The sequence below is a fragment of the Chitinophaga oryziterrae genome (assembly GCF_009758125.1).
In the GTDB taxonomy this organism is placed as follows: domain Bacteria; phylum Bacteroidota; class Bacteroidia; order Chitinophagales; family Chitinophagaceae; genus Chitinophaga; species Chitinophaga oryziterrae.
In genome coordinates, this window is the sequence record NZ_WRXO01000006.1 from 185,029 (window position 1) to 207,525 (window position 22,497).

The 22,497-nt window shown below is 44.0% G+C and carries 20 protein-coding genes; 14 read left to right on the forward strand and 6 right to left on the reverse strand.

Annotation, left to right across the window (positions count from 1 at the left end; all coding sequences use genetic code 11):
- Positions 1 to 10 precede the first annotated feature (10 nt).
- From GO495_RS20535 to GO495_RS20575, 9 genes are all read left to right on the forward strand, one after another.
- Complete coding sequence (locus GO495_RS20535) at positions 11 to 1,510, forward strand: RagB/SusD family nutrient uptake outer membrane protein (protein WP_157301602.1); 1,500 nt, start codon at positions 11 to 13, stop codon at positions 1,508 to 1,510.
- A 23-nt stretch (positions 1,511 to 1,533) separates the two neighbouring features.
- Positions 1,534 to 2,391 (forward strand): hypothetical protein, encoded by an 858-nt coding sequence (locus tag GO495_RS20540; protein ID WP_157301603.1) that lies wholly within the window; start codon positions 1,534 to 1,536, stop codon positions 2,389 to 2,391.
- Between the two features lie 2 nt (positions 2,392 to 2,393).
- Positions 2,394 to 3,569: a TlpA disulfide reductase family protein gene (locus GO495_RS20545; RefSeq protein WP_157301604.1), complete on the forward strand. Its 1,176-nt coding sequence runs from the start codon at positions 2,394 to 2,396 to the stop codon at positions 3,567 to 3,569.
- A 13-nt stretch (positions 3,570 to 3,582) separates the two neighbouring features.
- On the forward strand, positions 3,583 to 4,710 hold the full coding sequence (locus GO495_RS20550) for a TlpA disulfide reductase family protein (RefSeq protein WP_157301605.1): 1,128 nt from the start codon (positions 3,583 to 3,585) through the stop codon (positions 4,708 to 4,710).
- 5 nt (positions 4,711 to 4,715) lie between these two features.
- A complete protein-coding gene (locus GO495_RS20555) occupies positions 4,716 to 5,843 on the forward strand; it encodes a TlpA disulfide reductase family protein (RefSeq protein ID WP_157301606.1) in 1,128 nt (375 codons plus the stop codon).
- Between the two features lie 133 nt (positions 5,844 to 5,976).
- Positions 5,977 to 6,513, forward strand: coding sequence for an RNA polymerase sigma factor (locus tag GO495_RS20560; RefSeq protein WP_157301607.1), 537 nt, complete (start codon positions 5,977 to 5,979; stop codon positions 6,511 to 6,513).
- A 53-nt stretch (positions 6,514 to 6,566) separates the two neighbouring features.
- Positions 6,567 to 7,493, forward strand: a complete 927-nt coding sequence (locus tag GO495_RS20565) for a FecR family protein (protein ID WP_157301608.1) — start codon at positions 6,567 to 6,569, stop codon at positions 7,491 to 7,493.
- A 26-nt stretch (positions 7,494 to 7,519) separates the two neighbouring features.
- On the forward strand, positions 7,520 to 10,777 hold the full coding sequence (locus tag GO495_RS20570; protein ID WP_157301609.1) for a SusC/RagA family TonB-linked outer membrane protein: 3,258 nt from the start codon (positions 7,520 to 7,522) through the stop codon (positions 10,775 to 10,777).
- A 20-nt stretch (positions 10,778 to 10,797) separates the two neighbouring features.
- A complete protein-coding gene (locus tag GO495_RS20575) occupies positions 10,798 to 12,552 on the forward strand; it encodes a RagB/SusD family nutrient uptake outer membrane protein (protein WP_157301610.1) in 1,755 nt (584 codons plus the stop codon).
- 54 nt (positions 12,553 to 12,606) lie between these two features.
- On the opposite strand, the gene GO495_RS20580 is transcribed toward GO495_RS20575, so the two are convergent.
- Together GO495_RS20580 and GO495_RS20585 are read right to left on the reverse strand one after the other, a co-directional pair.
- Entirely contained in the window at positions 12,607 to 13,545 is a 939-nt protein-coding gene (locus GO495_RS20580) for a helix-turn-helix domain-containing protein (protein ID WP_157301611.1), read from the reverse strand.
- Positions 13,546 to 13,554: 9 nt separating this feature from the next.
- Positions 13,555 to 14,934: an MATE family efflux transporter gene (locus GO495_RS20585; protein ID WP_157301612.1), complete on the reverse strand. Its 1,380-nt coding sequence runs from the start codon at positions 14,932 to 14,934 to the stop codon at positions 13,555 to 13,557.
- A gap of 184 nt (positions 14,935 to 15,118) precedes the next feature.
- On the opposite strand from GO495_RS20585, the gene GO495_RS20590 reads away from it, so the two are divergent.
- Both GO495_RS20590 and GO495_RS20595 read left to right on the forward strand, forming a co-directional pair.
- A complete protein-coding gene (locus GO495_RS20590; RefSeq protein ID WP_157301613.1) occupies positions 15,119 to 15,445 on the forward strand; it encodes a hypothetical protein in 327 nt (108 codons plus the stop codon).
- The gene (locus GO495_RS20595) at positions 15,426 to 16,166 is read left to right on the forward strand and encodes an ATPase (RefSeq protein ID WP_157301614.1); all 741 of its coding nucleotides are present in this window, start codon (positions 15,426 to 15,428) and stop codon (positions 16,164 to 16,166) included. The genes GO495_RS20590 and GO495_RS20595 overlap by 20 nt, the downstream gene beginning before the upstream one ends.
- A 144-nt stretch (positions 16,167 to 16,310) precedes the next feature.
- Here the strand turns inward: GO495_RS20595 and GO495_RS20600 are convergent, their stop codons facing one another.
- The 4 genes from GO495_RS20600 to GO495_RS20615 all read right to left on the reverse strand — a co-directional run bounded on the left by GO495_RS20600 (position 16,311) and on the right by GO495_RS20615 (position 20,054).
- On the reverse strand, positions 16,311 to 17,207 hold the full coding sequence (locus tag GO495_RS20600; protein ID WP_157301615.1) for a helix-turn-helix domain-containing protein: 897 nt from the start codon (positions 17,205 to 17,207) through the stop codon (positions 16,311 to 16,313).
- Between the two features lie 70 nt (positions 17,208 to 17,277).
- The gene (locus GO495_RS20605; protein ID WP_157301616.1) at positions 17,278 to 18,042 is read right to left on the reverse strand and encodes an SDR family NAD(P)-dependent oxidoreductase; all 765 of its coding nucleotides are present in this window, start codon (positions 18,040 to 18,042) and stop codon (positions 17,278 to 17,280) included.
- Positions 18,043 to 18,180: 138 nt separating this feature from the next.
- A complete protein-coding gene (locus GO495_RS20610; RefSeq protein ID WP_240915275.1) occupies positions 18,181 to 18,672 on the reverse strand; it encodes a methylated-DNA--[protein]-cysteine S-methyltransferase in 492 nt (163 codons plus the stop codon).
- A 50-nt stretch (positions 18,673 to 18,722) separates the two neighbouring features.
- The gene (locus GO495_RS20615) at positions 18,723 to 20,054 is read right to left on the reverse strand and encodes an SMI1/KNR4 family protein (protein ID WP_157301618.1); all 1,332 of its coding nucleotides are present in this window, start codon (positions 20,052 to 20,054) and stop codon (positions 18,723 to 18,725) included.
- Positions 20,055 to 20,134: 80 nt separating this feature from the next.
- Between GO495_RS20615 and GO495_RS20620 the strand changes: the two genes are divergently transcribed.
- The 3 genes from GO495_RS20620 to GO495_RS20630 all read left to right on the forward strand — a co-directional run bounded on the left by GO495_RS20620 (position 20,135) and on the right by GO495_RS20630 (position 22,493).
- Entirely contained in the window at positions 20,135 to 20,998 is an 864-nt protein-coding gene (locus tag GO495_RS20620) for a helix-turn-helix domain-containing protein (RefSeq protein ID WP_157301619.1), read from the forward strand.
- Positions 20,999 to 21,121: 123 nt separating this feature from the next.
- Positions 21,122 to 21,931, forward strand: a complete 810-nt coding sequence (locus GO495_RS20625) for a universal stress protein (protein ID WP_157301620.1) — start codon at positions 21,122 to 21,124, stop codon at positions 21,929 to 21,931.
- A gap of 10 nt (positions 21,932 to 21,941) precedes the next feature.
- A complete protein-coding gene (locus tag GO495_RS20630; RefSeq protein ID WP_157301621.1) occupies positions 21,942 to 22,493 on the forward strand; it encodes an HdeD family acid-resistance protein in 552 nt (183 codons plus the stop codon).
- Positions 22,494 to 22,497: the final 4 nt, after the last annotated feature.

Genomic DNA, 22,497 nt, shown 5'->3' on the forward strand with positions numbered 1-22,497 from the left:
AAACAGTGCAATGAGATCAATTTATTTCTTTCTTATAATAATACTGGCATCAGGCTGTAAGAAATTCCTGGACGAACAGTCGCAGAACCTGCAATATGCCAACGACTGGCAAAAACTGGAAGAAGTCCTGAACGGTGATGGGTACATGGCCCATATCACAGCTATTAATGGTAGCAGCTACCGCTCAGACCCTAAATCAGCTTTCTTCCCCTGGTTAAATTCAATGGATGATGATATCACAGAATGTGTAAAATCTCCATATTACTATGATGCAAGGGATGACGTGTTCGGATTCTATACCTGGCAGGCAAATCCCTTTGTATCTAAAGCCTACAGTGTCAGCAGCGATGATAACTGGCCCAAAGTATATGTTAGCATCAATGCAGTGAATATCATTGCACAAAAAGCAGCAGAGCTGAAAGACAACCCGGCAGAATTAAAAAGGATCAGGGGAGAAGCGCTTTTCCTGCGGGCTAATTATTACTTCTACATGATAAACACCTATGCAGTTGCTTATAATCCTGCAACAGCAGCTACAGATCCCGGTGTGCCACTGAAAATAACTGAATATGTAGAAGATAAGTTCTTCTCAAGATCAACAGTGGATAGTGTCTATCGTCAGATGCTGACTGATTTGAATGAAGCAGAATCCCTGCTGGATGGTGTATCACAATCTTCTCTGTACCATGCGGACGTAAACGCGGTAAACATCCTGCAAAGCAGGGTCTACCTCTATATGCAGGATTGGGAAAAAGCGGCGGCGGCGGCGGATAAGGTCATCGCCAGAAGACCTCAGCTCTTCAACCTGGCAGGTTATAAAGCGCATACCAGTTTCCTGGCTACGGGTTCTCCGGAATCCATATTCACACAGGGCGGTAATGCCATGATCTTCCTGATGCCGGAAAATGTCCCCAAGAACTTCCAGCCTTCAGACGACCTGATGAACCTCTACGAACAAACAGATCTGCGTCGGGGCGCTTTCTTTGAAATAGATAACCTGGGCAAGTTCCGCTACACTAAAATGTACAGGTCTTCTGTTTATAATGTGACGCCTACGGAAATATTCTCTGATAACTTCTTCCTGCGTAATGCAGAGGCTTATCTGAATAAAGCGGAAGCTACTGCTATGCTGGACAAATCGACAGATGCTATCGCGGCCATCAATACACTTAGAAAGTCCAGGTTCCTGCCTGCTGATTACACACCGGTGGATGCAACAGGGGCTGACCTGATCAATTTCATCCGCGACGAAAGAAGACGTGAACTCTGCTTTGAAGGACACCGCTGGTTTGATCTGAAACGGTATGCCATCAATACGAAATATCCGTTCTCCAAAGTGATCACACATCCTTATTCAGACGTAGCGTATGGCTCTGCGCCTTTCCTGAAGGCCACACTTACCTTGCTGCCAGGTGATCCTGATTATCTGGTCCCTGTCCCTGCTGCGGCCATCCTGTACAACCAGGGTGTGTTAAAACAAAATCCCGCACGCCAGGACAGAACATTCTAATTCATTTTTAAACAGGAAACTATATGAAGAAATATATAAGTCTTTTGTTGCTCACCGCGGTGTTATTCTCCTGCAAAAAGGACCATACACCTGCTCCGTCCGCCAGCATAAATGACCCTTTTATCCGTATGGATAATGCGGCCAGCGATGCAGATCACCAGATTTACCTGCTGTATAAATCAACCGGCGTACCTGTATTATATACGGATACCCTTACCACCAGCCCGTTGACGCTGCTGAATGTAGGATATCATATCACCAGCTACGATTCACTGGTCACCGTACGTTACCTGCATAGCCAGGATGATGTCCTGTCGGGTGTCAATTTCGTCAAAGACGAGATCCTGCCTTCTCTGGGTGCTGGTTTGCGCCCTTACTCCATATTGCTGGCCGATTCTGTTTACACATATAACATCTACAAACAACAGGTCATCCTCAATGCTTACCTGGGATTACAAACACTGGCTGTAGGCAGGGTAGGAGAGATAAAAACAATGCCGGAAGATGTACTCAAAGCATATAAGAAGGATATCTTCAAAAACATTCTGTTGACACAACTGGCGCAACATGATGATCTGCTGAAAGACTTCTACGCAGTCAGCGCTGCCTACTATAATAAATATGCTTATGGTGATGGAAGTTACCCTGGTTATATTCCCTATCAGCCCAAAGAAGCATACGGATTGCTGACAGATGGTACCGAATATCCCGGTTATTATCCTACCGGTGACCAAACAACAGACCTGGCTAATTATCTGGATGTGGTACTGGTATTATCAGCAGACGAATTCGCACAGAAGTATGCTGATTATCCGCTGGTATTGACCAAATATGATCTCCTGGTAAAAGTATTAACAACTTTAGAATTTAAAATGCCATAATAATGATCAGATTTCTTTTATCAGCGATGCTGCTGCTCCCTGCTGCGGCCATCGCGCAGGATACCTATTCCCTCAAAGGTTCCGTTGGGAAGTGGGATGCACCGTCCAAAGTATTCATGTATTATGAAGATGCCAAAGGAGAAAACAGGTTTGATTCTTCGGATGTAAAGAACGGGAACTTCGAATTCCATGGCTCCGTAGACAAAGCCCGTAAAGCATCTTTACTGCTCACATACAATAAAGTAAAGTTTAAATTCTTTATGGAAGTACTGCTGAAAGTACGAAATGAAGAAGACTTTAAAAACGCCAGCTTAGACGTACTGAACTTTTACCTGGAACCAGGTGAAACCAGCATTACCTCTGCCGATTCATTGTATAAGGCAACCGTAAAAGGCTCCGTGCGGAATACGGACCTATCTGCTTTGAACCACGCCCGTACACCTGTATACAATGATATGAAGAACATTATCTTCAGTTTCAATGATGCGGCTTCAAAAGGAGAATTTGATGAAAAATCCATTCTGAAAATGGAAGCAGACTATAAGAAAGATATAGAACTGTTGAAACAGACAGAACTATCCTTTGCAAAAACACATACGTCCTCCGTGATCTCCCTGGATATCCTGGATAAATATGTAGGATCAGAATCCGTGAGCCAGGTAACAGGACCTTTATTCAATGCTTTAAATAAAAACATTAAGACGTCGCCACAAGGTAAAGCATTACAGGAGCAGATCGCACAGTTCAAATTACTGGATATCGGTGCCATGGCTCCTGCCTTCTCCCAGACAGATACCTCCGGTAACATGGTGTCTTTGTCTTCTTTCAAAGGCAGATACGTGCTGGTAGATTTCTGGGCCAGCTGGTGCAGTCCCTGCCGTGCAGAGAATCCGACAGTGGTGCGGGCTTATAATGACTATAACAAAAAGAATTTCACGATCGTAGGTATTTCGCTGGACAGGCCCGATGGCAGAAGCAGATGGCTGAAAGCCATCGCTGATGATAAACTGCCCTGGACACAACTTTCCGACCTGAAAGGAGGAAAAAACGAAGTGGCCGTATTGTACCATGTAAAGGAAATTCCCCAGAATTTCCTGGTAGGTCCTGATGGCCGTATCGTTGCCCGCAACCTTCATGGCAATGCGCTTTGGGAAAAACTGGCCACCTTATTAAACTAATAAACTCATCATAATGAAGACATTGATCACCAGTGCACTCACTTTACTGTCATTTGCCGGTTTTGCACAACAACAATTTACCATAGAAGGCAAAGCAGGCAATTTGAACAGCCCGGCTAAAGCATACCTGAACTACCGCGATACTGCCGGTACGATAATATTAGACTCCGCAGATGTCGTAAATGGTGTATTCACCTTCAAAGGCGCTGTTACCGATCCCATAGATGCCGGCCTGATGCTGATGCACAACGGAGAACCGGTCAAAGGCGCAAGAAGTGTGGACCGCACTTTCGTTATGCTGGAAAAGGGCAACATCAAAGTAAACACGACGGATTCATTAACACATGCTACTTTATCTGGCACCCCGCTGAACATAGACTACAACGCGATGGTAAAAGCAAAAGCTCCCATGGAGAAAAAGCTAAGGGATCTGGCACAGTTGCGTATAGCTTACCAGGGAGAAGGCAATACAAACTTCGATAAAGAACACGGTGCTGAAGTACTTGCAGCAAGGAAAGCATTCGAGGACTACGATCTGGGTTACATCAAAATGCATCCCAACTCTTATATGAGTCTGATGATCCTCCAGGTATACATCAATTCTTTGCCTGTAACGATGACAATAGAGCCACTTTTCAACGCTATGTCTGCGGATATACGCGATTCCCGTCTTGGCAGGCTTGCCGGGGCTGAAATCGCAAAATACAAATTAGTAGACCTCAACGCACCTGCTCCTGATTTCACCCAGGCGGATACCGCCGGTAAAATGATCAGCTTATCCTCTTTTAAAGGCAAATACGTACTGGTAGATTTCTGGGCAAGCTGGTGCAAACCCTGTCGTGCAGAAAACCCGAACGTGGTAAAAGCCTTTAACACCTTCAAAAATAAAAACTTTACCGTAGTAGGCGTTTCCCTGGATTACCCCGGTGCAAAAGCACAATGGTTGAAAGCCATCGCGGATGATCACCTGGAACAGTTCACAGAACTGGCCGATCTGCAGAGCGCAACGAATCCGGTTGCTGCACTCTACAACGTAAAGGCTATCCCCCAGAACTTTCTGGTAGGCCCCGACGGGAAGATCATTGCGAAAGATCTGCGCGGTGAAGAATTACAGGAAAAATTGGCCTCACTCTTAAACTGACCCATATGAAACTAATCACTGGTCTCCTTGCCTTGTTACCACTGGCAGGATTCTCACAACAAAATTTCAGCATCAAAGGACTGGTTGGTAAAACAACCCGGCCCGCTACGGCCTGGCTTTCTTACATGAAAGAAGAAGGACAGATGGTAACAGATTCTTCGGTCCTTAAAAACGGTGTATTCTCCTTTAAAGGGACCGTAAAAGAACCTGTAATGGGCAGGATCATCATGGTACATGAAGGAGAAGACAAACTGACATTAAGAAACGCTGATTACCTGGTAGTACTCCTTTCCTCTGGTACCATTACCATCAGTACCAAAGACTCACTGATACACTCATCTGTAAAGGGCTCGCAACTGGTGCTGGACTTCGCTGCCATGGAGAAAAAGAAGGACGCGGAAGAAGCCAGGTTAGTCAATCTGATGACGGAATTCGAAAATACGCCCAAAGCGCTCCAGGATAAAAAAGCCTATGGTGAAAATTATCAGGCCACTTTTGAAGACATCATCGTAAAAAAAGCAGCCATAGATTTCGCTTATATCAAAGGTCATCCCAACTCTTACCTCAGCCTCTTATCATTAATATGGCATCTGACAACAGAGCGCCTGGGTAAAGTTGATTCGGCCTTCAATTCATTGGCAGCGCCATTAAAACAAACCGACCTTGGCCTGGCTATTGCCAAAAAGATCGATAGCCGCAAAACGATATTGATAGGAGGTAAGGCGCCAAACTTTATATCATCAGATACCACAGGCACTAAAATTTCTTTATCCTCTTTCAAAGGTAAATATGTACTGGTAGATTTCTGGGCAAGCTGGTGCAAACCCTGCCGTGCAGAAAACCCGAATGTGGTAAAGGCCTTTGATACTTACAAAGATAAGAACTTCACCGTCCTGGGTGTTTCCCTGGATAAAGAAGATGACAGGGACAAATGGATCAAAGCCATCAATGACGATCACCTGGAACGCTGGACACAGGTATCCGAACTTACAGGATGGAGAAGTGAGGTCGTAGGTCTATACAATCTGAAAAGCATTCCGCAGAATGTGCTCATAGATCCCGGCGGAACGATCATCGCAAAGAACCTGCGGGGAGAAGAACTGCAACAGAAGTTAGCATCTCTATTTCATTAACCAACTACAAGCAGAGGGCTCCGTCAGTAGCCCTCTGTTTGTAACTACTACTCAAAATCTTAATAAGATGGTAATATACACCCCACACATCATATTTTAACTTTGCAGGGTGCCACAAAGTAAAGGGTCTGCAATGAACAACATTCTATTAATAAAGAAAGGGGATGAGAATGCCTTTGTAGAGATGTATCACCGCTTAAATGGACGGGTCTTCAACTTTTTCCTTAAAAAGACCCGGCTGCCGGAAGTAGCGAAAGACCTTACCCAACAATGTTTTATCCGTATCTATCATTACCGGGAAAGCCTCTCCGAACAGCATCCGGTAGAAAAGCAGGTCTATATCATCGCCAAATCCATCTATATCAATCATCTCCGTCTGGAAAACAGGCGTAAAATAAGAGAAACGGACTATTCCGGTGAACGGGCCGATTACGAATCGGATAACCGTTTCGAGATCAATGACTACCTCAATAAAATAACCCTCACATTATCCCCCGTACGTAAAAAGATCATTCTCCTCAAAGTACACAAAGGGTTGTCTAACAAAGAAATCGCGGAAGAATTGTCTATCTCCGTGAAAACAGTGGAAAACCATATCACCAAGGCCCATCACCATATGAGGGTTGTTTCCGCAGAGTTAATGATCATTATGGTCATCCTGCTTTGTTAAGGAATTGTTACCAGTAGGGGATACCCGGGTAGCACGGTGTACATATATACAACATGAAACCAGACGACGTTTTAATAGATAAGTTTTATAGCGGAACATGCACACCGGAAGAAGCAAAGCTGGTCATGGACTGGTTCATGGAAAATGAACAGGAAGAAGATTGGGAAGATGCGCCGGAGAATGAATATTCAGCAGAAATGTTATCCGTGGTCCGTGCCAACACCTTCGGTACAAAGGTCATCCGATTATGGCCAAAGATAGCAGTAGCCGCCAGCATATTATTAATAGGTTGCCTGTTCTTTATGAAAAAGGAACAACCGGTAAAACATGTAGTAGCTATAGCAACGAAAGCCGTATCCAACTGGACTTCCATCACCGCTGCCAATAAAATGAATATCCGATTAAAAGACGGATCTGCCATCGTACTGGAACGCGGTGCTACTATGCGCTACGATTCCATCGCCTGCAGAACGATCTATCTGGAAGGAAAGGCTTTATTCACCGTAGCTGCCAACGAACAAAAGCCTTTCACCGTAAAAACGAAAGGTTACTCAACGATTGCATTGGGAACATCCTTTATGGTATCCGCTGTAAAAGGTTTTCATGTGAAACTCTTCTCCGGTAAGGTATTGATAAGAACGAACAGCCGGAAAGATATCTACCTGCAACCGGGAGAGGAACTGGTCTGCAACAAAATTATACGGGTATCACACAAACCAGAGATCATACCTGTTAAACACAAGAGTATCAGCATAGAGAATAATAATATGGTGTTCGATAATGCACCTCTGAAAGATGTACTGGAACTGTTCAAAGAGAAATATCATATCAGTATACAGTATGATGAACAGAATCTCTCGGGCGTGTATTTCACCGGACAGGTCCTGCCAACAGACAAAATAGAACTGATCCTGAAAACGATCGCCAGGATCAATAATCTTACACTCACTTCCAAAGACGGTACTTATATAATTCTGTAAGCAAAATTCAATAAAAATTAATCAAAATGGGACAAGCAAGAACGCTGTTCAAGGGTATTTTATGCCTGTTGTTTATCATGTTCATGAGAGAGAGGACAGTAGCACAGAACGCAGTATCAGACGTTCATGGTACTGTACTCACTGCAAAAGGTGAATCACTTCCCAGCGTAGCTGTACAGGCAGTGGAAAAGGGGAGCGGACAAAAATTCAATACGCTCACAGACCCTAACGGGGATTTCATATTTCATAATTTACAGGTGGGTAAACAATACGATTTTAATTTCTCTATTATGGGATATGAAAAGAATGATTACCTCGGCTATACCGTAGATAACAAGGGTAAGAATTTACTCATGGTGCGCCTTACCGAGAAAAGCATTGGCCTGAATGATGTGGTGGTAGTAGGCTATGGTACACAGAAAAAAGTGAACCTTACCGGCGCTGTTTCACAGGTTGATGCAAAACAGTTCGCAGACAAACCGGTGGCTAATGTGGCCCAGGCTTTACAAGGAGCTGTTCCCAACCTCAACATTACCTTCGGTGACGGTCATCCCGGCAGTACCGGCAATTTCAACATCCGTGGATATGCTTCCGTTTCTAACAGTAACGGTTCTCCGCTGATCTTAATTGATGGTGTGCCGGGTAATATAGACATGCTCAATCCACAGGATATAGAAACCCTCACCGTATTAAAAGATGCTGCTTCTGCGGCTATCTACGGTGCAAGAGGTGCTTTCGGTGTGATCCTCGTCACGACCAAACAGGCGAAGAACGGTAAACTGAGTATCAACTACGGAACCAGCTACAGCTCTCAACGGATGACTAGTCGTACCGACTTCATCACAGATGGTTACACACAGGTGAACCTGGCCGACATCGCTTTCTCCCGCAACGTGGGTAACTCCTATACCGGCTACAACGCAGATGATATGGCGGAACTGAAAAAACGGCAGACAGATAAATCCCTGCCTTCCGTAGTCATCCAGAACCGTAATGGTCAGAATCAGTACGTTTACTATGGTAGTACCGACTGGTGGCACTTCCTTTTCAAGAAAAGTCAGCCTGGTCTGGAACACCATTTCAGCATGAGCGGCGGTAACGACAAAGTGGACTTCCTCATGTCCGGTCGTTACTACCAGCAGAAAGGCATGTTCCAGGATTACCTGCGTCAGGACGTTTACAACGCCTATAACTTCAGGGCTAAAATAAACGTACACGTTACTTCCTGGTTAACTGCCTACACAAATACACAGTTCGGCGCCAATGATTATACATGGCCTGGTTATAACCAGAACATGACTGGTATCTATAACCACGCAATGGCTTCCTATGTGCCTAAAAATCCTGATGGTACCTTTACCTTCAGAACTAACCTGAATAACTACGGTGCTTACGAATATGCCGATTTACAAAACCGTAAGTCCCACGGTGGTAATAAGAATTACAACTTAACAGAGAACGTTGGTTTCAACGCCAATATCGCTAAAGGTTTATCCCTGACCGGTAACTACGCTTTCCAGTTAGATCCCTACAGCGATTACCAGCGCACCGCTTTCATTCCCTGGTCTGTTAATCCGGGTATCATCAATAAAACCGGTAATGATAACCTGACTGAAAACACACACCTCGATCAGCATCATTCCGTGAACCTCTATGCTACCTACGGGAAAAACTTAGGTAAACATAACCTGAAAGCAGTGGCAGGCTATAACATGGAATTGCAGAAATATAAACTCAATACCATCGGACGTCAGAACCTCTTATCTGAAGACCTGAACCAGATCGACCTTGGTACCGGTGCGCAAACGACCGGTGGGAACGCTTCAGAATGGGCATTACTGGGTTACTTTGCCCGTGTGAACTACGACTACGAAGGAAAGTACCTGTTAGAACTGAACGGCCGTTATGATGGTAGCTCACGCTTCCCTGCTAACCAGCGCTTCGGTTTCTTCCCTTCCATTTCCGGTGGATGGCGTATCAGTGAAGAAGCATTTTTCAGTCCGGTTAAAAACATAGTGAACGAATTAAAACTAAGAGCTTCTTACGGTTCACTGGGTAACCAGGACGTAGGCAACAGCAACCTGTATCCCTATGTACCGGTAATGAAAAGCTCCCTCAGCAAATGGGTGGCCGGTGGCAACCAGGTGCAGACCTTATCCGCTCCTGATCCTATCACACCACATTTCACCTGGGAAAAATCAGCTTCTACCAATGCGGGTATTGACGCGGCTTTCCTGAAGAACCGCTTGCAGATCAGCTACGACCAATACCGCCGTAAAACCACCAATATGCTGATCCCCGGTAAAACATTGCCTTCCGTATTCGGCGCTAAATCTCCTTTGCAGAATGCGGGTGACCTGCTGACCAAAGGGTTCGAACTCTCCGTGAAATGGCAGGATAAAGGCGAACTGGCGGGTAAACCGTTCTCCTACAGTATAGGCGCCGTGTTATCGGATTACACGGCTAAGATCACCAGATTCGATAACCCTGAAAACCTGCTGAGTAATCACTATGTAGGAGAACAGTTAGGTGAGATCTGGGGATACAGCATAGATGGGTTTTTCAAATCAGCAGCGGAAGCACAGAGCTGGACTATCAACCAGGATTATATAGACAGGGACCAGCGCGTGACCTCTCCCGGTGAATGGAGCAAGCTGCATGCCGGTGATCTGAAATTCAAAGACCTGAATGGTGATAAGATCATCAACGAAGGGAAAAATACATTGGCTGATCATGGCGATTTACGTCGTATCGGTAACTCATTACCCCGTTATTCTTTCGGCTTCAATGCTGGTTTCAACTGGTGTAATTTCGATCTGAACGTATTCTTCCAGGGTATTGGAAAACAAAACTGGTACCCGAACGTGGAGTCTTCCAAATTCTGGGGCCCCTACGGCAGACCATACACTTCCTTCGTTCCTAAGGATTTCGAAAGCAAGATCTGGAGCGAAAGTAATCCCAATGCTTACTTCCCGCTGCTGAGAGGGTATGCGGCCTACTCCGGTGGTGAACTGAACGTCAGCAACGATAAATACCTGCAGAACCTGGCTTATGTCCGTTTGAAGAATTTAACGCTGGGGTATAACCTGCCGGTATCATTAACAAAGAGATTTAAGATGCAGAAACTGCGTGTATACTTTACCGGTCAGAACCTGTTCACCTTCACAAAAATGAAAACCAAATACATCGATCCTGAACAGGTGAGCCCCAGTGCAAATGATGCAGGTGGAAGGGATTATCCTTTCTTCAAGCAATACTCTGGTGGGTTTGATATTACTTTCTAATTTTAAAAGCTCTTAATAAGATGAAAAGGATGCTGTTTTTCGCCGGTGTGGTTTTACTGTCAGGTTGCTCGAAATTTCTCGACAGACAACCACTGTCACAGATATCTCCGGATAATGGATTTAATTCAGAGAGTGAATTACAATTGTACGTACACTCTTTTTACGATAACATGTTACCGAACCCGGATGGTGAGGAAAAAGGTTTCACCAGCCTGTATGGGGAAACGTCCAACAATATTGTGCTGACAGGCCTTTCCCCTCAGTTGACAGGCAACCGTAGCGTACCTGTGTCCGGCGGGGGATGGGACTGGACCAGCCTCCGTAATGTCAATTACTTTATACAGAACTATAACCGGGGCGGACTGGATACCAGTATCACTTACAAATACGTGGCCGTGGCGAAGTTCTTCCGTGCTTACTTTTATGCAAACATGGTCGCGCATTTCGGGGACGTACCTTTCTACAACAAAGTGATTGAAACAAATGATACTGCCAGTCTGAATAAACCCAGGGACTCCCGTACCCTGGTAATGGATTCTGTGCTGAATGACCTCGATTTTGCCATTGCGCACCTCGGTACAGGTAAAGACGTGGCTGAAGTAACAAAGTGGACGGCACTGGCCTTAAAATCGCGTGTATGCCTGTTCGAAGGGACCTTCAGGAAGTATCATACCGAATTCTCTTTACCTGATGCGAACGGCTTCCTGCAAAAATCAGCAGATGCGGCGCAAACTATCATGAATGCCGGTGTATATACCATCTACAAAAGCTCTCCTGAAATCGCTTATGGCAACCTGTTCTCCTCTTTAACGGTCATCCCGGAAGAGGTGATCCTGGCAAGACAATACAGCGCTGCTTTACAGATCTATCATAATGTAAACTATTACACTACCGCGCCTTCTTTCGGTAAGCCCGGCCTGGAAAAGAGCCTGGTGAACAGTTACCTGATGAAGGATGGTTCCCGTTTTACGGATATCCCTGGTTATACTACCATGCAGTTCTACCAGGAAACACAAAACCGTGATCCCCGTTTATCCCAGACTATCCGTACACCTGGTTACAAACGTATAGATGGGAATGTTACTTTGGCTCCTTCTTACGGTGGCACCGTTACCGGTTATCAGTTGACTAAGTTCGTGACATCAGCTGCGAACGATGCGCTGCTCCATTCCTATAATCCATTGCCGGTCATCCGTTATGCGGAAGTGCTGCTGAACTATGCAGAAGCAAAGGCCGAACTGGGAACGATCACCCAATCAGACCTCGACCTGTCCATCAAACTGCTGCGCGACAGAGTCGCGATGCCCGGCATGGACATGGCCGCTGCCAACATAGCTCCGGATCCTTACCTGGCTAATCAATACACACACGTATCCGGTATCAACAAAGGTATCATCCTGGAAATCCGCCGTGAACGCCGTATAGAGCTGGTAATGGAAGGTTTCGTCTGGAATGACATTATGCGCTGGAAAGAAGGACACCTCCTGGCTGTCCAGTATAAAGGCGCTTATTTCCCCGGAGAAGGTAACTACGACCTGGATGGAGATGGCGCTACAGATCTGATGATTTACTCCGGTACACAGCCTTCCACACCTAATGTACAGTTCTTAAAACTGGGAACAGATGTGGTACTGGAAAATGGTGCCAGTGGTGGTAACATCATTGTAAACGGTACTATACCTAAAACATTCAATGAAGAAAGAGATTACTTATTCCCTTTACCGACAACAGATTTGCTGTTAAACCCAAGATTGACACAAAACTATAAATGGTAAGGTTGTCAATGATGAAGAAAGGTGCTCCCGCTACTATTTAGTAGCGGGATTGCGCTACGCATTCGCCTGTTTCCTGTACAACACCGGTGTAAGGTCTGTATGCTTCTTAAAGTAGTTACTGAAGTGGGTAGACTCTGTAAATCCTAACTGGTAAGAAATCTCTTTAATAGGAACATCCGTATTCTGTAAAAGTGATTTCGCTTCCGCGATCGTTTTATCTGTGATCCAGGTACCGATGGGTTTCCCTGTTTTACTTTTAATTACATTACTGAGATAATTGGCATGTAAGTTTTGAGCATCTGCATAATCCTGCACCCTGAATGGTTTATCTGCTTTCCCGCTCATCAGATCTCTGTAATGTTGTTCCAGTGTACGTTTAAAGTTCTTCACGATCTGAGAACTGCGGTTACCTTCATAAATAGGATTATAATCTTCCCAGAAATATTCTTTTATCTTCAGTAATACAACAACGAACAGGTTACCTATCATCCTGTTCTTATAAGGTGAATTGGAAAAATATTCTTTTAATATCTGTAGATAGAGCTGTTCAAATTCTGAGAATATTTCAGGTTTTAATGTTTTGGGATGTACTGTTTCAGCCAGTAAGAAAGAAAATTCCTGGAAGATATTAGGATGTACGTTCTCTTTAAGGAAAGATTCACTGAGCGTTATTAAATACACCTCTTCCAGTGTATGCCATTCGAATGACTTATAATGCCCCGGATTGGTAAAATAGATAGTACCTGGTTCCGTAGGAAAGGTGTGCGCATCCGTTGTATATTTCCCGCTGCCATTTTTTACAAATACGAAGGAGTAAAAATTGGCCCTGTAAGTGAGGGAAGTGTAGGGGAGCTTATCATGAATATCCTTCAGGTTATGAATGGTGAACTGTGTATTGGCATCAATTCTATCTGTAGGTAAACCGAAATGTACGTATTGCTCCATCAGGCTGTTAAAGGCCAGTATTTTCTCTTCTTTCTTTTTCCTGCTCATAAAGAAATATTAAACCTTTATCGTTTTCCACTTCCCTTTCTTAAAGAAGTACCAGGCCAGCAATGCGATACCTGTTTCTGCAACCGGTACGGCGATAAAAGCACCAGTAGCCTTCAAATTTAATCCTTTTGACAAAAAATAGGCCAATGGTATCTGGAATGCCCAGAAGCAGATCAGGTTAATGACGGTCGGTGTTCTGGTATCACCTGCACCATTCAACGCCTGTGTCATCACCATGCTCAGTCCGTAAAAGATATAAGCGGACCCGATGATCTGGAGCGACAGGGTACCGAATCCTATTACGTCTTCATCAGGTGTAAAGAAGCGGATGATAGGAGTGGCGAAAAACAGGAACAAAACCATTACAAAGCCGGTAAAGATGGCGCTGTATTTTGCGGTGAGCATCACGCTTTGTTCTGCACGTTCTATCTGTTTGGCCCCCAGGTTTTGTCCTACCAGCGTAGCGGCGGCATTACTGAGGCCCCAGGCAGGCAGCATAAAGAACACGAAATTCCTGATGGCTATCTGGTAACCGGCAGAAGCGGCGGTACCACCTGTTTCTGCTACCAGTCTTGCCAGGATGATCCAGCTACCGCTCGCAATCAGGAACTGCAGGGTGGCAGGCCATCCTATTTTGATAATCGATTTAATAATAGGTATATCTACCCTGAAATGTTCTCTTTTGAATTTCAGTATTCTGTCACCATTAAACAGGTGAAAACACTGGTAAATCACACCACAGCTTCTCCCTATTACCGTAGCGATGGCAGCTCCTTTTAATCCATATAAGTGAATGAATATGGGGCATAATATGATATTGGTAATACTGGCTACCCAGAGGCTTCTCATTGCCATTGCGGCATCTCCGGCGCCACGGAAAATCCCGTTGATCAGAAACAGCAATATGATACTGATGCTCCCGCTGAACATGATCCTGGTGAAAATGGCCCCTTCTTTTACCACTTCCGCACTGGCTCCCATAAACGCCAGTATATCCGCAGCAAACACGACGCCTGCCACACTTAAAAGCAGGGTAATGCCCAAAGATACAAGCAGGGACTGGGCGCCTGCGTGTGCGGCGTCTTCCGGGTTCTTTTCACCAATTCTTCTGGCCACAATGGCGGTAGCAGCAGTACTCAGTCCTATCGCAATGGAATACACCAGTGTAATAACGGATTCTGTCAGTCCTACGGTAGCAATGGCGTTCTGTCCCAGTTTACTTACAAAGAACATATCCACCAGTGCAAACACGCTCTCTAAACTTAGCTCCAGTATCATTGGTATCGCCAGCAGGAACACTGCTCTGGGAATACTACCCTGCGTATAATCCTGTTGTTCCCCATTCAGCGATAATCTCACAATACCGTATATCTTTTTAATTACGCTCATATTACAAACTTACACCTTTTAAAAAATTTCCCAACGGTGTGGATATGCCAAAGTAGGGGGGCGATTACGACATAAGAAGATAATAGTCACTACTATTAACTAACAGCATGTTGGTTCAATCTTTTAAAAAGCGTAACTTTATTAAAGTTTATATACATATTACTCATATATAATAAAAAAGATTATGAGCAAGCTAAAAAAATGGAGAGTTCTGCCAAGATCAATAAACTCTTGGAAAGAGGTAGACAAGCATAGTTGGGATTTAAGTTTTTTTGAAGAAACAGGAGATCCTGATTTCATTACAAAAATTGGAATCAGAGCAGGAATAAACGCTATAAATGAAAATAAAGCGATGAACCTTCCAATAACATACATGGCAGATGGTTGGGTTGTTCAAAGAATGCCTCAAGGCGATGTTGTACGTATCGCAGAAATAAAAACTCCGAAAGAAGTTACCCGGAATAAAAAGTTAACAAAAGGATCCGTTTTGTATGTCAAAAAAAGCAGCTAGTCGTATGCGTGTTTTTGCCGGACCAAATGGATCAGGTAAAAGCACAATTATCAAAGAAATACAAAAAATTGTAAAGACGGGTACTTATATTAATGCAGATGATATAGAAAAGGCTAGTAGAGAGAAGCGATTTATCAATTTAGGGGATTATAATGTAGAATCTACCCCAGAGGCCTTTCGCAAGTATCTTGAAAATTCTACGCTTGCAGCGAAAGCCCGTCAGGAAGGTTTTAATATAGGATTGTCATTATCGAATAATGTTATCACACTTACCGATGAAACTCATTCTTATGAAGCCGCATTAATTTCCGATTATCTTAGGAATTTATTATTGACCAAAGGTGAAACCTTTTCGTTTGAAACAGTTATGTCCCATCGCTCTAAACTTGACATGTTCAAAAAAGCGCATGAGGCAGGTTTCAAAAATTATCTCTATTTTATATCTACTGAATCAGCTGATATTAATGTTAAAAGGGTCGAACTAAGAGTGAAGAAAGGTGGACATCCCGTTAATGAAGAAAAAATACGGGAGCGATATGTTCGGTCAATGGAATTGGTCAGTGAAATGATTCCCTTCTGTCATCGTTGTTTTATACTGGATAACTCTTTAGAGATTAATCGCCTGATAGTAGAAATTGAAGATGGGAAAACAGTTAAAATTCTCTCAGATGAAATACCTGCCTGGGTTGAAACATATATTTTAGAAAAGTTAGGCGTATAAATGGTGATAAACAGTCTCTGTTTTTAGTGGAGATAAGATATACAACTTCTTACTTTGGGACTTACAAAAGAGGTAGCTTATAACAAGCCGGAGAATGCAGTATTACCTGTTCTTGTACCATACCAGGCAAAGGAAATATAGCTTTTATGAGCGAAAAGCTACCGGTGTAAGAGAAGTATGCTTTTTAAAGAAGTTGGAAAAGTGGGCCAGATCATCATACCCTAATATAAATGATATCTCGGAAATATTCCAGTCGGTTTGCTTTAATAAAATCTTCGCTTCCTGTATTACCCTTTTACTGATAATATCAGTAGTAGTCTGACCAGTATTTTCTTTTAATACTTTATTCAGATGATTAACATGCACGGCTAATCTGTCTGCATAATCTTTCGGCGTACGAAGCTCTAACCGCCGCTGTGATGCTTCAATAGGGAACTGCCGTTCCAGCAATTCAATAAATAAAGAAGAGATCCTTTCCGAAGCATTCTGTACGGAGCCAAGCGAAGACATTGGCTGCAACTTCTGTCCGTAATGAATGACTTCCAGCACAAGATTCCGTAGCAGATCATATTTATACAGGTAATCACCGGCCAGCTCTTTATACATCTTCCGGAAAATCAGTTCCAGTTCATTGGCTTCTTCCTTCGAAAGCTGAAATACAGGTAATTCTCCCGGCCGGAATATGGGCAAATCATCCAGTATGTTTTTAGACAGAAAATCTGCTGTAAATATGCAGAAGAAACCTTGCTGGTCAGCATCCTGAGGTAGCCAGTGATAAGGGATCTTAGGGGTTGCGAAAAGCAATGCACTTTCCTCAATATCAATCACTTTATCTGCATATTCTGCCCTGTTCCTTCCCCGTATCAGGCTGATTTTATAATAATCTCTACGGCTGTAAGGCATGATACGTGTGCCGTCTGTTTTATTATATAGCTTCTCCGTTTCAAATACATTGAAATGCCCGATCTCCCTGGTAATACCTTCGGGAAGACTGGCAGTCGCTCTCTGATAAAAATTATCTACGGATGTTTTGCTGATCATATCATTTAAAATTCAAAGGTACAAACAAACGGGGCACAGACAATCTGGCCCCCGTTCTATAATTCTGAAATTACAATTGCATGCCGCCAGAGATCTCTATTCGCTGTCCATTGACCCAACGGGCATCTTCTGTACATAAGAAAGCGACTACCCCGCCAATATCTTCTGCCACACCTGGTCTGCCCAGCGCAGTTACGCTGCTTACAAACTGTTTTAGCTGTTCATTGTTCCTGAGATGTCCTCCGCCAAAATCCGTCATGACAGCGCCGGGAGCTATGGTGTTTGCTCTTATGCCCCGTACACCCAATTCTTTGGCCAGATAACGTGTGAATATCTCTATTGCTCCCTTCATAGATGCATAAACAGAAGAACCTGTTACTGCGATACGGGTGAGGCCGGAAGATACATTCACAATACCTCCTCCATCATTGATGAACGGCAGCAATTTTTGTGTCAGGAAGTATACGCCTTTAAAATGGATGTTCAGCAGTTCATCAAACATGTCTTCGCTGACGTCAGCAATGGGACTATATCCGCCAATACCCGCATTGTTCACAAGATAATCGAAATGGGTAGCATCAAATGTATTGCGCAAAACATCCTGCAGTTGTGTGGTAAAATTACCAAAGCTCTTCAGATCCCCGGTATTGAGCTGGAGCGTTGCTGCCTTTTGCCCGGCCTGCTGTATCTGTGCTACTACCCCTTGTGCATCCTGCATCTGGTTATTGTAAGTGAGGATAACATCAATTCCTCTTTCTGCGAGGCGTAAAGCCATGTCTTTACCCAGGCCCCGGCTACCGCCTGTAACAAGCGCTATTTTATTTTTCTGTTCCATCTTGTGTTGTTTTTATACTGCAAAGGTGGCAAACTTATAAACCCGCTGTTTGAACATATCAATCCGTTATTTGCGAAATTCAATCATAAACAGAAAAGGATAGCAATTTGCTACCCTTTTCTGTTTATCAGATGATCATCACCAGGGGATTTCTATCTGTATTTCCTTGCTTTTAACGCCTTCCAGGGATAGCAGGCTGGCTTTGGCCTCCAATCCCCCTGCAAAGCCCGTAAGGGCTCCTGAAGCCCCAATAACACGATGACAGGGAACAATGATAGAAATGGGGTTCCTGCCATTGGCAGCACCTACCGCCCGCACTGCTTTCGGATTCCCCAGTTGATTAGCGATCTGGGTATAACTGCGGGTTTCGCCATAAGGGATGGTTAACAGGGCTGCCCATACTTCTTTCTGAAAGGCTGTTCCTATCGGGTCAAGCTCCAGGGAAAAAGTGTTCCGTTTCCCTTCAAAATATTCATTCAGCTGCCGTTCTGTTTCCAACAGCACAGGATGAGTATTATTCTCCACTTCCGCTTTAGCATGTACCCTGCCCGGATCATCATTTTCCCAAAGAATAGCAGCAAGCCCCTTATCACTACTGATGAGTGTTAATCTCCCTACGGGAGAGTCCATATATTTATAGTGATATTTTATTACCATGAATAGCTAAAAATACGACACTATCATTGAATCTCCCAATCCTTTACCCTCACCGTCACCCCATGTTCCTGGTCCCAGCCGCAATCAACATGGAAGCGAAACGTATTCTCACTATCAATATAGATACTACAGTTCTTACCGAGTTGCTGCCATACTTCCTGCGGAGTAGCTAACAGGGGTTTCTCCGCATCAGGCATCTCTAAATAATTATTGAAAATATACGCTTCCAGCGCTGGTTTAAAATCTGCTTTATCCAGCGCCTCTTTCACAAAAGCAATAAGCGTTGTGCTCATCGCATCTTCCTCTCCGTCAATATTCAATTCAGCCGCTAATTCACTCCAGGCTGGCGTTACTTTTTTCTTTAACGTCCATTTGTAAGTATCATCAAATGTAAACGTACCCAGCCCTTTTATCTTTACATCATCTATAGCAGACCGGTAACGCCGTACCATAGACCATACCACATCATGATATAACAGGAACTCTTCCCTTAAATAGCTCTGATCTCCGACAATACTATCCACAGTAACAAGATAATAATTGTGTTTCTCCCATTTAAAATAAGCCCCGTTCTCAAATAATACGGGCGCACTGATCCTGATCTCCTTCCTTGACAAAGCTGCACTGGGATCCGCCCATTTTTCAAACGCAGCGGCCCGCGTTGCAAATTGTTGCTCATTTTCCACCCGTGTGCCATTGGACAGATACTGAAATACTACATTGCGGGCGCCATTCAAAACGAATGGTTGTGTAAAAAAGAGCAGAATCAACTGATCAGCATCCGCAGCAGTAGTAGGTAAAACCCCTGGTACATAACGCTCCGTCAAACGAAGGAACAATGCCTGGTTATTGGCGGCGGCTACTGGTTTCAACTTGTCGCTTGTACTGATCTGTGCAAGGAACAGGGTAAAGCTGTCCGCTATTTTTACCGGGGCAGTATTTGAAAGGACCGCCCACACAGCGCCATAATCCTCCTGATTAAGACTAACGAACAATTGATAGCTGAGAGAAGGATTGATCTCTCCGCTCGCCTTCCCGAACGGGAAGTAAAGAGATTTTTCATGAGGCAATAAGGTATTTTCCTGCAGGTATTGCTTATAGCGACTTATGGCAAAAGCCTGATGCTCCGCGGCCTCAAACTGTAAATGATAGATATATTCCCCATTGGGGACCAGCATAGACCGGTGATCAAAAGAGAGCCTTCTCCAGCCGACATGTAAAAGATACCATTTGAAATCTTCCGGGAAGGGGTTACCGGCCAGCAACTCACAATCAGCAATCGCTTCATTTGTATACTGATAGGGAGAGGATGGCGCTTTCTCATAGGGGATACCCGCAACGGCAGATTCGATCATAAGGAGTTATATTAAAACTTTGCAATGTATATAAAAGCGGGGAAAGAATATAAGTTGTTTGAATTTCATAACTTTGCCGTATGAACAAAGCTGAAAGCGCGCAGGATTTCTTTGGTAGCAAATACCCGGATCTGAAAATGACAGATCAGTTTACTGTATTTGAAAGAAAGGAGTTTGCCCGCAAAACAGTAGCTTACAACAGAAGGGATTTTTACAAGATTTCTTTGTCATTAGGTACCGGTCGTTTACACTATGCTGATAAAGGTGTTGAAATAGACCGCCCCGCCCTGATATTCTCCAATCCAATGATTCCCTACGCCTGGGAAGCTATTTCAGAAGAACAGGAAGGCTTTTTCTGCCTGTTCACCGAAGGCTTCCTGAAAGACCGGGCCCTGAAGGATTCCCCGCTCTTTAAAATAGGCAGTAATCCCGTATTTTTCGTCGATCCTGCACAACAGGAATACATCAGCTCCATCTTCCGGAACATGCGCCGGGAATTTAATTCAGACTACATTCACCGGTACGACTTACTACGTAACCACGTCCACCTGTTACTGCATGAAGCCATGAAAATGCAGCCGGTGGAGAACTATTTCAAACACCAGAACGCGGCTGCACGTATCGCGTCGATGTTCCTCGAACTGCTGGAACGCCAGTTTCCCATCGATTCCCCGCAGTATGCCTTAAAATTAAGGACTGCCAATGACTACGCAGAACACCTCTCTGTACACGTCAACCACCTGAACCGTGCCGTGAAGGAAGTAACCGGTAAAACCACCTCAGTCCATATCTCTGAACGCATCCTGAGTGAAGCAAAAGCATTACTGCAACATACCGGCTGGAGCATCAATGAGATCGCCTGGAGCCTCGGCTACGAATACCCGACCTATTTCAATAACTTCTTCAAAAAGCAAACAGGCGTTACTCCCGGTTCCCTGAGATAACTGTTTGAATTTCTTAATCACCTGTCTTCGGGAAAGGTTGAGTGTGATCATGCCTGCAAATGATGAGCATCATTATCCATGATCATCCCTGAGCGTAAATTTGGGTAATATAAAAACCCGAATATGGAAAAGCTCATCGTAGCTGCTGACTTCTCAACAGCCTCCCGGAATGCCGCCAGATATGCTGCTGATATGGCAGTACAGATTAATGCTGAAATCATCCTGTTTCACGTAATCGATGTGTCAATACTGATCTCAGGTATATCTGTAGCCGCAGATTTTTATACTGGTATGGAAAAAGATTCAGAGGAAGAGTTGAACAAGTTAAAAGAGGAATTGATCACGAGAACAAAGAACAGGATACCTGTATCTGTTAATAGTGTAAGTGGTTTAGTTGTACCTGAATTAACCAGCATTTGCAATGAAGTAAAGCCATTGGCAGTAATAATGGGTGCACAGGGAAAATCGGCAGTGGACAGGGTTTTACTGGGGAGTAACAGCGGAGAAGCAATTCAAAGACTGAATTATCCGGTATTCGTTATTCCTTCAGATACTGTTTATACCACTGTGAAAAAAATGGTGCTGGCTTGTGATATGCAGAATACAAGGGCACTGCCATTCAGCAAAATAGAAAAATTCGTGCGGCTTTTCAACGCACAATTACTGGTACTGAACATAAAGACATCGGAAAAAGATACGAAGAATGAAGTTGAATTGGTTGAAAATACATTAAGTGCATTAACCCCTGCTTACTATTCGATCCATCATGATAATGTAGAAAAGGGGATCAACGAATTTATAGCAGAAAATCAGATCGATTTATTGCTGCTGGTCCCTAAAAGCAGGAACCTGCTGGCGGCAGTTTTTCACAAAAGCGTTTCAAAGAGGATCTGCTGGCATCCTGCCATACCAGTTATTACATTACCTGAATAAAAATTACATCATGATCATCAAAACAGTAGAAAATGCTATTAAACATTGGTGGATATCCCTGGTGCTGGGTGTCCTGTTTATCCTTGTAGGCATCTGCGTGCTGCTTACTCCTCTTGCATCCTACACCATCTTAAGCATGCTGTTCAGCATTACCTTTTTTATAAATGGGGTACTGGAGATATTTTTTGCTATCGCTAATAAAGACCATCTGGATGGCTGGGGCTGGCAATTTACAGGAGGGATCATTGATCTGCTCCTGGGTGCTCTCCTGATGTCCATCCCGGGTATATCCATGGTAGTGCTTCCATTTTTTATAGGCTTCGGATTGATGTTCCGTTCTATGATCATCATGGGGCTTTCATTTGATCTCAGAACGTATCAGGTTCCGGGATGGAGCTGGCTACTGGGTCTTAGCTTACTGGCGCTGCTATTTTCTTTCCTGCTGATCTGGAAACCATTATTCATAGTAGTGTTTACTGCAATGGCATTTTTTGGGGTTGGGATCTTTAGAATTCTACTCTCAGTGAAACTGAAATCGCTGCATAATATTACCCGGATATAGTCTG

Bases quoted from the DNA above. Each gene is read 5' to 3' on its own strand.
- GO495_RS20630 (WP_157301621.1), top strand. From the start codon at position 21,942: ATGATCATCAAAACAGTAGAAAATGCTATTAAACATTGGTGGATATCC.
- GO495_RS20555 (WP_157301606.1), top strand. From the start codon at position 4,716: ATGAAACTAATCACTGGTCTCCTTGCCTTGTTACCACTGGCAGGATTC.
- GO495_RS20605 (WP_157301616.1), bottom strand. From the start codon at position 18,042: ATGGAACAGAAAAATAAAATAGCGCTTGTTACAGGCGGTAGCCGGGGC.
- GO495_RS20535 (WP_157301602.1), top strand. From the start codon at position 11: ATGAGATCAATTTATTTCTTTCTTATAATAATACTGGCATCAGGCTGT.
- GO495_RS20540 (WP_157301603.1), top strand. From the start codon at position 1,534: ATGAAGAAATATATAAGTCTTTTGTTGCTCACCGCGGTGTTATTCTCC.
- GO495_RS20585 (WP_157301612.1), bottom strand. From the start codon at position 14,934: ATGAGCGTAATTAAAAAGATATACGGTATTGTGAGATTATCGCTGAAT.
- GO495_RS20615 (WP_157301618.1), bottom strand. From the start codon at position 20,054: ATGATCGAATCTGCCGTTGCGGGTATCCCCTATGAGAAAGCGCCATCC.
- GO495_RS20620 (WP_157301619.1), top strand. From the start codon at position 20,135: ATGAACAAAGCTGAAAGCGCGCAGGATTTCTTTGGTAGCAAATACCCG.
- GO495_RS20570 (WP_157301609.1), top strand. From the start codon at position 7,520: ATGGGACAAGCAAGAACGCTGTTCAAGGGTATTTTATGCCTGTTGTTT.
- GO495_RS20625 (WP_157301620.1), top strand. From the start codon at position 21,122: ATGGAAAAGCTCATCGTAGCTGCTGACTTCTCAACAGCCTCCCGGAAT.
- GO495_RS20610 (WP_240915275.1), bottom strand. From the start codon at position 18,672: ATGGACTCTCCCGTAGGGAGATTAACACTCATCAGTAGTGATAAGGGG.
- GO495_RS20595 (WP_157301614.1), top strand. From the start codon at position 15,426: ATGTCAAAAAAAGCAGCTAGTCGTATGCGTGTTTTTGCCGGACCAAAT.
- GO495_RS20560 (WP_157301607.1), top strand. From the start codon at position 5,977: ATGAACAACATTCTATTAATAAAGAAAGGGGATGAGAATGCCTTTGTA.
- GO495_RS20565 (WP_157301608.1), top strand. From the start codon at position 6,567: ATGAAACCAGACGACGTTTTAATAGATAAGTTTTATAGCGGAACATGC.
- GO495_RS20550 (WP_157301605.1), top strand. From the start codon at position 3,583: ATGAAGACATTGATCACCAGTGCACTCACTTTACTGTCATTTGCCGGT.
- GO495_RS20580 (WP_157301611.1), bottom strand. From the start codon at position 13,545: ATGAGCAGGAAAAAGAAAGAAGAGAAAATACTGGCCTTTAACAGCCTG.
- GO495_RS20600 (WP_157301615.1), bottom strand. From the start codon at position 17,207: ATGATCAGCAAAACATCCGTAGATAATTTTTATCAGAGAGCGACTGCC.
- GO495_RS20590 (WP_157301613.1), top strand. From the start codon at position 15,119: ATGAGCAAGCTAAAAAAATGGAGAGTTCTGCCAAGATCAATAAACTCT.
- GO495_RS20575 (WP_157301610.1), top strand. From the start codon at position 10,798: ATGAAAAGGATGCTGTTTTTCGCCGGTGTGGTTTTACTGTCAGGTTGC.
- GO495_RS20545 (WP_157301604.1), top strand. From the start codon at position 2,394: ATGATCAGATTTCTTTTATCAGCGATGCTGCTGCTCCCTGCTGCGGCC.